The sequence below is a fragment of the Acetobacter sp. P1H12_c genome (assembly GCF_018811975.1).
GTDB lineage: Bacteria > Pseudomonadota > Alphaproteobacteria > Acetobacterales > Acetobacteraceae > Acetobacter > Acetobacter persici.
The window spans coordinates 21,857-35,527 of the sequence record NZ_JACRVR010000032.1 but is presented as its reverse complement, the minus strand read 5'-3'; the positions used below and the strand labels follow the sequence as shown (position 1 = coordinate 35,527).

The 13,671-nt window shown below is 57.0% G+C and carries 10 protein-coding genes and 1 pseudogene; 7 read left to right on the top strand and 4 right to left on the bottom strand.

The genetic code is table 11. The annotated features are described in order from the left end of the window. Positions 1-501, bottom strand: a pseudogene (locus tag KP699_RS13215) (IS5 family transposase); the annotation flags it as partial. A gap of 141 nt (positions 502-642) precedes the next feature. Beyond that, positions 643-960 (bottom strand): multidrug efflux SMR transporter, encoded by a 318-nt coding sequence (locus tag KP699_RS13210; protein ID WP_025829026.1) that lies wholly within the window; start codon positions 958-960, stop codon positions 643-645. A 389-nt stretch (positions 961-1,349) separates the two neighbouring features. Here KP699_RS13210 and KP699_RS13205 point away from each other — a divergent pair, with 389 nt between their 5' ends. Both KP699_RS13205 and KP699_RS13200 read left to right on the top strand, forming a co-directional pair. After that, positions 1,350-3,743 carry a TonB-dependent siderophore receptor gene (locus tag KP699_RS13205; RefSeq protein WP_215762945.1) on the top strand — a complete coding sequence of 798 codons (2,394 nt, stop codon included), beginning with the start codon at positions 1,350-1,352 and terminating at the stop codon, positions 3,741-3,743. A 222-nt stretch (positions 3,744-3,965) separates the two neighbouring features. Continuing rightward, a complete protein-coding gene (locus KP699_RS13200) occupies positions 3,966-4,790 on the top strand; it encodes a glycosyltransferase family 32 protein (RefSeq protein WP_215762944.1) in 825 nt (274 codons plus the stop codon). 328 nt (positions 4,791-5,118) lie between these two features. Here KP699_RS13200 and KP699_RS13195 read toward each other — a convergent pair whose 3' ends face one another. Further along, positions 5,119-6,609, bottom strand: a complete 1,491-nt coding sequence (locus KP699_RS13195) for a peptide MFS transporter (protein ID WP_077930328.1) — start codon at positions 6,607-6,609, stop codon at positions 5,119-5,121. A gap of 248 nt (positions 6,610-6,857) precedes the next feature. On the opposite strand from KP699_RS13195, the gene KP699_RS13190 reads away from it, so the two are divergent. From KP699_RS13190 to ppk2, 5 genes are all read left to right on the top strand, one after another. After that, positions 6,858-8,075 (top strand): NADP-dependent isocitrate dehydrogenase, encoded by a 1,218-nt coding sequence (locus KP699_RS13190; protein ID WP_025829415.1) that lies wholly within the window; start codon positions 6,858-6,860, stop codon positions 8,073-8,075. 231 nt (positions 8,076-8,306) lie between these two features. Continuing rightward, positions 8,307-8,840, top strand: a complete 534-nt coding sequence (locus tag KP699_RS13185; protein ID WP_215762943.1) for an AAA family ATPase — start codon at positions 8,307-8,309, stop codon at positions 8,838-8,840. Between the two features lie 213 nt (positions 8,841-9,053). Then, positions 9,054-10,073 (top strand): NAD(P)/FAD-dependent oxidoreductase, encoded by a 1,020-nt coding sequence (locus KP699_RS13180; RefSeq protein WP_215762942.1) that lies wholly within the window; start codon positions 9,054-9,056, stop codon positions 10,071-10,073. Between the two features lie 440 nt (positions 10,074-10,513). Continuing rightward, positions 10,514-12,004, top strand: coding sequence for a carbohydrate porin (locus tag KP699_RS13175; protein ID WP_252347056.1), 1,491 nt, complete (start codon positions 10,514-10,516; stop codon positions 12,002-12,004). A gap of 95 nt (positions 12,005-12,099) precedes the next feature. Next, a complete protein-coding gene (gene ppk2, locus KP699_RS13170; RefSeq protein ID WP_077930333.1) occupies positions 12,100-13,014 on the top strand; it encodes a polyphosphate kinase 2 in 915 nt (304 codons plus the stop codon). 112 nt (positions 13,015-13,126) lie between these two features. On the opposite strand, the gene KP699_RS13165 is transcribed toward ppk2, so the two are convergent. Further along, positions 13,127-13,639, bottom strand: a complete 513-nt coding sequence (locus tag KP699_RS13165; RefSeq protein WP_215762941.1) for an SMI1/KNR4 family protein — start codon at positions 13,637-13,639, stop codon at positions 13,127-13,129. Positions 13,640-13,671 lie beyond the last annotated feature (32 nt).

The window sequence follows — 13,671 nt, the reverse complement described above, 5'->3', positions numbered from 1 at the left end:
CGGAATAACCGGTGTGATCCCCCGCTCTTCAAGCTTTTCGATGAGGGGATCGGCATCATAAGCCTTGTCGGCGATGAAGACCTCGGGATCGACTTCATCGAGCAATGGCTCTGCTTCTGTGATGTCGGCCCTTTGTCCGGGCGTCAGGGAAAGAGCCGCAGCCTTTCCCGCGGCATCGACAATGGCATGGATTTTCGTGGTCAGTCCGCCACGGGACCGCCCGGTGGCCTGATCCATACCCCTTTTTTACGGGCGCCCGCGCTATGCTGGTGAGCACGGACAATGGTGCTGTCGATCATCATGTATTCGTTGTCATGGTCAGCAGCCAGATGCAGGAAAATCCGCTCGATCACGCCAGGGAATGCCTGCACGGTAACGATACAGCACGGCTTCGATAAACAGACGGTTATCCGCAGCCGTCCCACCGACATGACCTTCGCGACCCGGGAGAAGATCTTTTATCCGCTCCCACTGACCATCGCTCAGACCATACCGTCGCATTCACACTCTCCCCGTTCCAGAAACAGGAAGAAAACATCACAGATCAAACGGGAGTACAAGCTTCATAAGCCCCCCGTTTAACTGACGACACGCCCTAGCTGGCGACCCCCGTTTTCGGCTCTGTTCAGCCGCCCGGCATTTTTAGCCACCACAGACTTTCAGCCCGATCACGCACACCATAATCCCGGCAATAAACACCAGCCGCATGACGGAAACGGGTTCATGAAACGCCACCATGCCGAACACGACGGTTCCGGCGGTACCTAATGCTGTCCAGATGGCATAGGCCGTACCCAGCGGAATGGTGCGGGTTGCAAGCTGCACCAGTCCGATACTTGTCACCAGACAAAACAGCAGCCCGATAAACCAGCCAATATCCTGCCACCCTTTTGCAAAACGCATACAGGTGGTGAAGCCAATCTCCAGAAATCCGCTCATAAATAAATACAGCCAGTTCACGTAACATCTCTCTCCGGTTGCCTGAGGAAGCCCATGCTAAAGACAGGCTGAAGCGGGCACAATAAAGGCACACCCCGGAGACGTCCGCCTCCCTCTGCCTGCATCACCCACAAAAACCACAAGAATACTGAGCCTGCTGGCACGACAGGGGCCGGGTTCCTTCCCGCCCTTCTCCAATAGATTTTCTGCATTACGCCGATGCAGAAAACCGAACAGTCCCGCCGGATTTCCGAGTGAACGCGGCCTGACTGTATTATTCTGGCATCAGTCCAGTGATTATATTCCTGTATATACAGGTTTATGCATCACCGTATATGGACAACACCCGGCAGGACCGGCAGAAGCGGCTCACCTTCTGTTCTTTACCAATTCCCGGACCTGCCTGAGCCATGCACGATCGTTTTCCCCGCCTTTTCGCTTCAGGAACATTCGGCGCACTCCTGCTGACAAGTTCCGCTCTGGCCGCAACCCCGGCTTCGGCCCCCTACGGCACGCCTGACAAACGTGCCGTTGTCAAAGCCACACCTGCCAGAAAAGCCGCGTTGAAAGCCCCTGCCGCTGTGGGGGCCGCAAGACGCACCTCCACCCCCATTGCCGGGATTCTGGATGGCTCCAACGGGGAGACCATTAACGTCCACGGGCACCACGCAGCAGACGGCACGGCCGCCAAATACATGAACAAGGTTGTGTATCTCGGCCCGCTGGGCAACCGCGATACGCTGGACACGCCCTATTCCGTCATGGGTGTGACGCATGACGTAGTGGTCAACCAGCAGATCCGCAGCATCAATGATATGGCGCAGTATCTGCCCTCCGTGCAGCTTGAAGTGCGCGGGGACCCCAACACTTCCCGCCCGCAGTCCCGCGGGTTTGAATCCGATGTTGTGGCCAACTCCCGTCTGGACGGCCTGAATGTTGTTTCCACCACGCCATATCCGGCGGAATGGGTGGATAACCTTCAGGTTCTCAACGGTCTGGCCGGTGCCATGTACGGGCCCGAAAACCCGGCGGGCGTGTTTGAATACACGCTTAAACGCCCGACTGACCGGCGCACGGAACGGCTTTCCGTCGGTGTGGACTCCATCGGCACCCCGACCGTAAACGGCGATATTTCCGGGCGTCTGGGCCGCAATGGCTGGTTTGGCTACCGCCTGAACATGCTGCATGCGGATGGCACGGCCTATACGCAGGGCAGTTCCATGCGCCGTGAAATGGTCAGCGGGGATTTCGATTTCCATCTGGACGACAAAACAGTTATCGAAATTGACGCCAGCCACTACACCTATGACCAGCGCGGCGGTGCGCCCGGTTTTGGTATTCTGGCCACCGGCGTGGGCGGTGACAAACTCCCCGAAGCCCCGGACCTGAGCAAGCGTCTGGCTCCGGAATGGAGCGGTTACCACATGGAAACCAACACCTTTCTGGGCAAGATCAAGCATCAGTTCAACGAGAACTGGAGCTTCACGCTCGGTGGCCTGTATCAGGACGCAGCCCGTCAGGCATTTGGTGTCGCCGATACGCTGTGTGACGGCGGCAAGACCTGTGGCGGTCTGCGCGGGAGCGACGGCTGGTACAGTTCCAAAGCGACCGCCACCACCACCGCGAATGATTTCCGCGTTGGCAGTAACATGGCTTACCTTAACGGGCGTGTTTACACCGGCCCCATCCGGCATGATCTGGTGATTGGCACCAACGGTTACATGATGGGCAACTACAACCCGGTTGCGGCCTCAACCGCCGCGCAGAATCTGGGTATCCACAACATGTATGGCGCAAGCCAGAACGGTGGCACGCAGCCTTATTATCATGGCCGCTATAAATCCAGCAGCATCATGAGCCAGTCCTTTATTGTGGGGGATACCCTGCAACTGAACAAACACTGGTCCATCATGGGCACGCTCTCATGGGGCTGGATCCATCAGCGCGGCGCGCTGAACGCCAAAACCGCCATGCGGGATACGTTTGAAACCTCCGCCGCGTTCAGCCCGACCGCCAGCATCATGTATAAGCCGACGGACAACCAGACCTTCTACTTCACCTATGGTCGCTCCGTGGAAGCCGGGCCTGTTACGCCCAACAGCACAAGCTACACCAACACCAACATCGCCCTGCCCGCAGCGCATTCGGAAGAATATGAGGTCGGCTACAAACTGCGTTACAATACCATGCAGTTTAACGTGGCGGGCTTCCGCATGACATCGCCCTACGCCATGTATGTCGCGGCCTCCAACCCGAATGCCGGGTGTGCCGCCATGACCAACTGCCAGACCTACCAGTACGGCGGCACGCAGCGGAACTATGGTGTGGAAGCCCAGATTTCGGGTGAAGTCCTGCCCAACCTGTCCGTGCTGGCCGGCATGACATGGCTGGATGCGGAACTGGTCAACGCGGCCTCCCGCGCGCTGGACCGCAAGGAAATTGTGGGAGCGGCCCCAATTCAGGCCAACCTGCTGCTGGATTACCGCCTGCCTGCCTCCCTTGGACGCTTTGCGTCCGGCTGGGCGTTTAACGCCAACGTGCATTACATGGGCAACCGTGCTGCCAACGTGACCAACACCCTGCACACAGGTTCCTACACCACGCTGGACCTTGGCACGCGCTACAGCTTCCGCGCGACGGAAAGACTGCCGATGGTCCTGCGCTTCGGGGTGAGCAACGCCACGAATGAACGCTACTGGGCGTCAGTCTACACAGGGGCCCCCAGCGGCACCTCCGGCGCAGCCTCCAGCCTGTATGCGGGCCTGCCACGTGTCTATCACTTCACGCTGTCTGCTGAATTCTGAGAGACTTTTTCAGACTTCACGCAGGTTAGAACCCTACAGTCAAAACTACCTTCTGGCAGGCCCGTCACACTCTGTGGCGGGCCTGAAAATATTCAGCCTGATTTATCCATTTCAGAAGAAATAACTTCCTAATAATTAGAAAAATCTATAAAATTAGTCTTAATACTTGCATTGTGCGAAGAGGTCAGTTTTAAAAAACATACAAGAAGCAAAGAGTATGTCATGAGCACAGACACCAACTCACAACGTCCTGCCACGCCTGTTGCCAAAATGGATTTTTTCCGTTGCCTTAAGCAAGGCGTGGAAAGTGGGTGGCTTCCAACGCTTACTCAGGAAGACATCGCTCCTCCGGGCGAGGGCGTTTTTCCATCCTCTATCCCTAAAAGAATTTCACAATACTGGCATAGTGAGACGTTGCCGGATGACGTGTCAGCTTCCATCGAAAAAGTAAAAAACAATAATCCGGGTTTTGAGCTGACCCTCACCCATGATGACTCAGCGCGAGCGTTTCTCGCCACCCATTTCGGCCAGAGTATGGTTGAGCTTTTTGATGTGTGTTTTCATCCCACCATGCGCTCTGATCTGTGGCGTATGTGCGACATGTATATTCACGGCGGGATTTATATTGATGTTGATATTTCTATGCACGCACCGCTCAGTGATATCACCGGCCATGCTGCCTACGAATGTTTTCTAATGTATGCCATTGGATCCCCATGGTGCATTGAAAACGGGCTTATTATCTCCAGAAAAAAACACCCTCTGATTGAAGGTATTATTCACGCACTGTGTGAGTCTCTTACCCGTTACAAAAACAATTCCGCCAGCTTTGAAAATATCTGGATGAATACAGGTCCCGGCGTAACGACCATAGGTGCCATAAAATATCTTTTTGAGACCTCACCATCAGAAGCCCCAGTAGCAACAGGTGAGGGATTTTTGCTTGGCCACCACAGCCGCGCGAATGCCAGTTACGGGCACGATGAACTTGCTTATAAAGCCTCCGCTGAAGGAAACTGGCGCAAGGCAAGGGCGCCTCGCCGTTAAAGCGCGCTGAGCCAGCACGGTGCCCGCAGCATGTAACAGGTCCGTCATACCTTCCGGTTACATCAGACCGACCTGAACCTTTCCCATCTCCCCGCGTTTGGGCAGCAACTTGAATGCCGGGCCGCTGTTGTGCGGGCCGGGTGAGATGGAGAGACTTTCGTGAAAACGCTGACGCCCTGCCCTTCGGATGCCCTTCAGACGGAGCGCAGGCGCGAACTCTGGACAAACAGCAGCCTGTTTGCCCGCCCGAACGCAAATGGGGCGGAGGATTTCCCCCCGCCCCACGCACACGCAGCACTGATGCAAACTGACGGGCTACCGCTTACGGCTATCGCCCCTGTGCCGCCCTGTGCTGAGCATCCCACCGGCGGGTAAAGGGCAGGCAGAGCACAAACAGCAGCGTGCAGCCCGCACCCAGCAGGAAGAGCATACGGAACAGCCCGGCATAGACCGGCAGGGTCTGGGCCGGGTCCGCGGAGGCCACGGCAGGCCCAACAGCGGCCAGATTGGCTAGCGCGCTGCCCAGATACATCGCTACACCGTTGGACACGTTGTAGCTGCCCATCATGAAGCCGCCCACATTGGCGGGCGCATAACGGGCGACCACAGCCAGACCCAGCGCACTGATCAGCAATTCCCCGATAGACAGCGCCCCATAGGCCCAGAACATCACCCAGGGGGAGACAAGATGATTGCCCCCGGTCGCGGCACTCCACCACCAGATCAGGAAGGAGAGCGAGACCAGCGAGAACCCGACAATGAACTTCTCGGCAATGGGGAAATTCCAGCCCTTATCCGCCATGCTCTTATACACCCATGACAGGAGCGGGCTGGCCAGCATGATCCAGACCGGATTAAGCGCCTGAAACTGCCCGGCAGACATATGGAACAGCGTGATGCCGCCCAGCGTGAAGGCTGAGTCCACATCCCGCAGCGCGAACAGTGTGAGGGATGTGACCATCTGCTGATAGAACACAAAATACAGCATGGTCTGCACAATCAGCAGATAAGCCAGCCGCAGGCCGGGGCGCACGGCAGCGGAAGCCCGGCGGTAAAGCACCACCCACACACAGCCGACCGCCAGCGCAGCCACCCACACACAAGCCCGGCCCGCGGCCGGATAGCGCAGCAGCCCGACCATAACGGCCAGAACCAGCACCATACCGCCCAGCACCGCCATCAGGCGGGAAAACACGACAGGTTCAAAGTCCGGGCGGGAGCCAACGCGCGCCAGCCATTTATGGAACAGCGTGTAACACGCCACCCCAAACGCCAGCCCCGCCGCACAGACCAGAAATGGCGGAGACCACCCGTATTTTTCCTGCAACCACGGCGTCAGCAGGAGAGACAGCGTGGAGCCGACATTGATGCTCATGTAGTAAATGGTGAAGGCAACATCGATGCGGGTATCGTCGCCTTCATAAATCCGGCGGACCAGATTGGCCGCATTGGATTTAAACAGCCCGTTGCCCACAGCAATGACCGCGAGGGCGGCAAACAGCGCCATCTGGCCACCCAAATCCACCCCCAGCAGGGCGTAACCCACCGTCAGCACCACAGCGCCCAGCACCATGGTACGGCGGGCACCCAGAACTTTATCTCCAACCCAGCCGCCAACAGCGGGGGCCGCATAACAGACGGCGGAGAAGGTGCCCCAGAGCAGATTGGCCTGTGCATCGGAAAAGCCGAGCCGCTGGATCATGTAAAGCAGCAGGATGCCCTGCATGCCGTAAAAGCCGAACCGTTCCCACAGCTCTATCGCCAGCACGACGGAAAAAGACTGGGTTCGGGATGGCAGAGAAGACGCTGATGCTGTCATGAAGTCCTGACCATATTGTGATGCACCCTCCTACACCACTTCCGCCCCCTGCACATACCCCGCGCAAATCCGGCCTCCGGCGGCATAAAACCGGGGAAAACACCGGTGTTGCCCGTCTTTTCCTACCCGGAATGTGAAGCGACAGACCGGCCCTTACCCCTTATTCCGTCCCTCCGCCTGCCGCATGATGCTTATACGCTTCGTGTGCATTTTTACGGTCCCGTGCGGGGATGAGGGAGTATTTCACCATGGCAAAAATCAAAGTTAAAAATCCCATCGTCGAGATGGATGGTGATGAGATGACACGCATCATCTGGCATTTTATCCGCGAACGGCTGATTCTGCCCTATCTCGATATTGACCTGAAATATTATGATCTGGGCATTGAGCACCGGGACGCCACGGATGATCAGGTAACGGTAGACGCTGCTGAAGCCACCAAACGCTACGGTGTGGCCGTCAAATGCGCCACCATTACGCCGGATGAAGCCCGCGTGACGGAATTCGGGCTGAAGCGCATGTACCGCTCCCCCAATGGCACCATCCGCAATATTCTGGATGGCACCATCTTCCGTGAGCCGATTATCTGCTCCAACGTGCCGCGCCTTGTACCGCACTGGACCAAACCGATTGTAATCGGCCGCCATGCCTATGGTGATATTTATCGCGCTGTGGAAACCCGCATACCCGGCCCCGGCACCGTCAAACTGACCTACACGCCTGAAGGCGGCGGTGAACCCGTGACGCTGGACGTGCATGACTTCAAAGGCCCCGGCGTGGCCCTTGGCATGCACAATACCCGTGCGTCTATTGAAGGCTTTGCCCGCGCCTCCCTCTCCTACGGGCGGGACCGCAACATGCCGGTCTATCTCTCCACCAAAAACACCATTCTGAAGGCTTATGACGGCCTGTTTAAAGACGTGTTTCAGGAGATTTATGACAAGGAATTCAAAGCGGATTTTGAAAAGGCTGGTCTGACCTACGAACACCGCCTGATTGATGACATGGTGGCCTGTGCCCTCAAATGGCCGGGTGGCTATGTGTGGGCCTGTAAAAACTATGACGGTGACGTGCAGAGTGACATTGTGGCCCAGGGCTTTGGCAGCCTCGGCCTGATGACGTCCGTTCTGCTCAACCCGACAGGCGAGGTTGTGGAAGCAGAAGCCGCCCACGGCACCGTGACCCGCCACTACCGCGAGCACCAGAAAGGCCGCCCCACCAGCACCAACCCCATTGCCTCCATTTTTGCATGGACACGCGGGCTGGCCTACCGGGGCCGCTTTGATAACACGCCGGACGTGGTCCACTTTGCTGAAACACTGGAACGCGTGTGCATTGAAACCGTGGAAGGCGGCCAGATGACCAAGGACCTCGCTCTTCTGGTCGGCAAAGACGCCAAATGGCTCAACACGCAGGACTTCCTCGACGTGCTGGATGCAGGGCTGAAAAAGGCTCTGGCGGCCTGAAAACCTCTCAGCAACGCTACTGGAATCCTCTCTCCGTCAGCGCGTAATAAAAAATGACCTAGCGAAGACAAGGATTGTGCGGAAGGCAGATGCCCGAGGCACAATCCCCATCACACTACTGTTCAGAATTGATTATTTGCCGGAAAATACCGAACTGTGGTTTACGTAATTCGCTCGGCATGCAGACATATGCTATAAGTGTTCCGTTAGCTCTCTCTTCTGGTATTCTCCGTGCGCCTTTTCGTAACTGGCCCAACTGGCTGCGGCAAATCAACGCTCGCTTCAGAGCTTGCTCATAAAGCCTCTCTCCCCGTATTCCCTCTGGATGAAATGCACTGGGTCCGGCGGCCAGAGGGTGATGTACGCCGTGACCCTGCCGCACGCTTAGCTATGCTGGATAGCGTTGTGCAACGCGACGCATGGATTGTTGAAGGCGTGCAGTTCAAATGGGCTGACAAGGCGATGGAACACGCGACTCACATCGTTATTCTGGATATTCCTCGCTGGAAAAATAATGTGCAGATTTTCCGGCGATTTCTTGGCCGTCAGTGTTTTCCCCGTAACAACAGCCGTGGAACACTACAGGCCCTTAGGGAAGAACTTCGCTGGTCTGCCGACTATTACGGACATGAACGGTCTATGCTGTTTGAAAAAATCAGTCGTTGGCCAGATAAACTCACAATTATCCGTACACATAAGGAAGCAATTACTTTTATACTGGCGCTGCAACACGATACTGACAGCCTCCTTTCAGAAAAACTCTGACATTAAGACGAATCTTATCGTAATCCATGACACGCATCATCTGAAACGGCTGAACGCTGACTGAAGACAGACACGTCTTGTCTTTTCAGGCATTGCACCAATCAGAAATCGAAACATCCAATGCCTGCGGAGGCTTGCCCTATTGCACCCCTTTGCAACCTGTCGCAAAAACAACGGCAGATCATACGGCCAGAAAGGGAGACCCACCGCGCCATGACGGATATGCCGATTGAGACTGATGTCGCCATTATCGGCGCGGGCCCCACAGGGCTGTTTGCCGCTTTCCAGTCCGCCATGCTGCGCCTGCGGTGCGTGCTGATTGACGTGCTGCCGGAAGTGGGCGGCCAGTGTGTGGCGCTGTATCCTGAAAAGCCGATTTATGACATTCCCGCCTGCCCCGCGGTCGAAGGCGCGCAACTGATTGCCAATCTGGAACAGCAGATTGCCCCGTTTGATATCCCGCGCCTGCTCAAACACCGGATTGAAAGCCTGAGCGGCCACCGGGGCGCGTTCACGCTGGGCACGGATAAAGGTGCAACCGTTACCGCCAAAGCCGTGATTATTGCAGCAGGCGCCGGTGCATTCGGCCCCAACCGCCCCCCGCTGGACGGGCTTGAAGCGTTTGAGGAAAGCGGAGCCGTGCAGTATTACGTGCGCCGCAAAGCCGATTTTGAAAACAAACGTATTGTGATTGCAGGTGGTGGGGATTCCGCACTGGACTGGGCGCTGGCCCTTAAAGACAAGGCAGAAAAACTGTATCTGGTGCATCGTCGTGACCGCTTCCGCGGCGCGCCGGAAAGCCTGCGTCTACTGGATGATGCGGTAGCCGCCGGGCAGATTGAGAAAGTTGTGCCTTACCAGCTCCACGCCCTGCACGGCGCGCATGGCACTCTGGAAAGCGTGGAAGTAGTAGATCTGGACGGTGCAACCCGACACCTTGAAGCAGACACGCTCCTGCCCTTCTTCGGACTGGCGACGGACCTCGGGCCCATCGCCCGCTGGGGCATGGACACCATCCGCTCCACCGTTCCCGTCACACCCTCCACCTGTGAGACCAGCATGCCCGGCGTGTTCGCGATTGGTGATGTGGCGACCTACCCCGGCAAACTCAAACTGATCCTGCAAGGGTTTAGTGAAGGGGCAATGGCCGCCCATTCCATCTACCCGATCGTCAACCCCGATCAGGCGCTGCACTTCGAATATTCCACCAGCAAGGGCGTGCCCACGGTCTGAGGCCACACTCAGGCAGGCGGTTCCCGGTTGCTCCACAGCCAGAGCCCCTGCCTGCCCTCCACCCGTATCGGTCCCGGCCCATCATCCTTCCGGACGGACCATTCCGGAGGAGGGTGCCCCACCCGGAGCCACCTTCTTCCGGGGTCTGGCAACCGCAGCCTGAATGAGGCTAGCAAAGTGCCAGACACCCTGACGCGCCCCTGATGCGGCAAACGCCCCGCATGCCGCGCACATCAGCCACCTTTGCCCTGTAAACGACGGCAGGTTGAGGCTGTGTCATGATACCGTCACTTTAAATCGACGAAGGCATCGTCAACAGTCCCCCACTGCCGTCACTATAAAGGAGCAGGCGTGCCACAAACCCGATCCTCCTGCCCCTGTGCCCCGTACGCGCCGTTCCCTTGTGCTGCCTACGGAGCCCCGGCCTGCCCGCCCGTCCCATGCTGAAAACGCCTGACGCCTTTCCGCTCACCAGCCGGACCCGGCCCGCCCGGCGTCTTGCAATGCTGTGCAGTCTGGTCTCCGGCCTGTTTGCCTCCCTCCCGGTTCAGGCGGCCACAACACCGCTCGCCACCGATATTCTGCCCTCGGGCGTGCCGCTCCCGGTGCCTTCCCCCACCTTTTCCCCGCCCGAAGAGGATGCCAGCACAGAAATGCTCGGCACAATGGGCGGCGCGCGCACATGGCTGGGCAAGAAAGGCGTGCGGATTACCTTGCAGGATGTCGAGGAACTCTGGGGGCTGGCCTCCGGCGGGATGCAGCGCGGGGCAACCTATGATGGCATGACCGCCGTCGCGCTCTCACTGGATACCGGGAAGGCCTTTGGCTGGCAGGGCGGCCTGCTGAATGTCAGCGCGCTGCAAATCCGCGGACGGTCCTTTACCGGGGAACGTCTGGGCGCGCTCAACACCGTCAGCGGGTATGATGCCGGGCGCTCAACCCGACTGTTTGAACTGTGGTACGGGCAAAGTTTCCTGAACAGCACACTGGATGTACGCGTCGGCACGCTGGATCTGGATACGGAATTTCTTGTCAGTCAGAACGCCTCATTTTTTCTGAACTCCAGCTTTGGGTGGCCGCTTTCCACGTCCAGCAACCTCTATTCCGGCGGCCCCTCATGGCCCTATTCCGCTGTGGGCGGCCGCGTAAAGTGGCGGCCTGCGGCCCCGCTTGTGCTGATGGGCGCCATTACGAATGACAACCCGACCCACGGCCCGTTTTACAGTGATATCAGTGCTTCCCAGCGCGACCCGTCCGGCACGCTGTTTTCCACCAAAGGGGGCGCGCTGTTCATGGGGGAAGCCCAGCTCTGGCTGGACGCTGCGAAACAGATAGGCGGACGGGATGATGTGGCGCTGCCCGGCGTGTGGAAAGTCGGCGGCCTGTATGACACCGGGCGTTTCCCGGACCAGCGGTATGATGCCCGGCGCGGCCTGCTGGCCAGCCCGGACAGCAGCGGGTCTCCGTTCTATCATCAGGGGAACTGGATGGCTTATTTCGTTATTGATCAGATGATCTGGCGGAAAGAAAAAGGCTCCGGCAAAACCATCAACTTTTTTGCCCGTGCTACGCTGAGCAACGGCACAACCAGCCGGTTTTCCTCTGAAATTCAAAGCGGGTTCACGTTTGATGAACTGCTGCCCGGCAGGCCGGATGATACGCTGGGCCTTGCATGGGGCACCAGCCTGTATGGCCTGCGCGCCAAGGAAAACACACATGACAGTTTCCGGCTGGGCACCAACACAGCAGGAGCGCTTGTGCCGGAGCACCATCTGGAATTCACCTATCAGGCCGCAGCCACACCATGGCTGATTGTGCAGCCGGATTTCCAGTATTTCTGGAACGTGGGCGGCACGTCCCTCAACCCGCAGACTGGCAAACATATCCGCAATGGCGTTGTCACCGGACTGAATCTCACCACAACCTTCTGACGCGCCGCCAATGTCATGAAAGTTTCAAACCGATCAATTCCGCCAGTCTTTATAGTCCGCTTCCAGCCCCCTCCGGCGACGATAAAGGGAACAAAATGAGCGATCTGGACAGCCTGACAGCGGAAGAACGTGAACGCGTGCAGATGCGTCGTGAGATTATTGATGATCTTGACGAAGAATTTGAACTTTCTCTGGAAGATGATGCCTCTGGCATAGGCGGGCTGGACGCAGAAGACCGCGCATTTCGCCGTGTGTATTTTCGTGAACTGATCCGCATGCAGGGTGAACTGATCAAACTGCAGGACTGGGTGCAGGCCACCGGCCACCGTGTGGTTGTGCTGTTTGAAGGGCGTGACGCTGCGGGCAAAGGCGGGGCTATTAAACGCATTACCCAGCGCCTGAACCCCCGCACCTGCCGGGTTGCGGCCCTGCCCGCCCCCAACAACCGTGAAAAGACCCAGTGGTATTTCCAGCGTTACGTGGCGCACCTGCCCGCCGCGGGGGAAATCGTGCTGTTTGACCGGAGCTGGTATAACCGCGCAGGCGTGGAGCGCGTGATGGGCTTCTGCACGGATGAAGAATACGAAGAATTTTTCCGCTCCGTGCCGGAATTTGAGCGGATGCTCGTCAGCAGCGGTATCCAGATTATCAAATTCTGGTTTTCCATTACGGATGATGAACAGGAAGCCCGCTTCCGCGCCCGTATGGATGATCCACTCAAGCAGTGGAAACTTTCCCCCATGGATCTGGAAAGCCGCAAACGGTGGGAAGCCTATACTCTGGCGAAGGAAGTCATGCTGGAACGCTCCAGCATCCCGGAAGCCCCTTGGTGGGTGGTACAGGGTGTGGACAAAAAGAAGGCCCGCCTGAACTGCATTGCCCATCTTTTGTCTCTGGTGCCGTATCAGCCCGTCTCCCGCCCGGAAGTGGTTCTGCCGCCGCGTATCTTCCACCCGGATTATGAACGGCAGCCGACGCCGGAATCCATGATTGTGCCGGAACTCTACTAAATCATAACCACTGGCAGAACAGGGCCTGCGCGCTGTGTTCTGCCAGACTTTATCCAGCCATTCCTTTCAAAGGCAGCGCTACCGGCAAACGCCTTGCGCGCTCTGCCACCAATTATTTTTTTATAAGATATTTCTTATCCAGACTTTCCAGAAAACCCGGCCTGACCCATACAACGGCGTTTGAAAGCGCCTGCTGGTCTGCCTCTGACAAGTCTGTTGTCTCAGGTTGAATTTTATCAAGAAAACCCTGCCAAGCATCAGATAGTTTTGTTATGGCGTCTTGCTCCATATAATCGGGGTCATAATAATAAATACCCGGATCACCCTGCTTTTTCATCAGAAACAAAGCACCGCACTCCCCTTCCGCAAATGGAAAATAGTGTTTTTGCGTATAATCGTCATGAAGGGATGATAAACACGCCGGAATATCCTTAACGTCCAGAAAATATCTCAGGGCATTATCTTCATTTTCAGAAATACGGATAATATTTCTCTCAACCGCGCATCCGTTATGCTCTAAAATAAAAGCCTTAAATTCTTCTGTAAAATGCGCCTGTAGCACGCGCTCTGTTTCTGCAAGTTCCTGTTCGCTCGTATCCCGCGTTTTTTCTTTCATATTTATCATAGCTTATGCCTGTGCTCTTCTGCCGCGCTTCA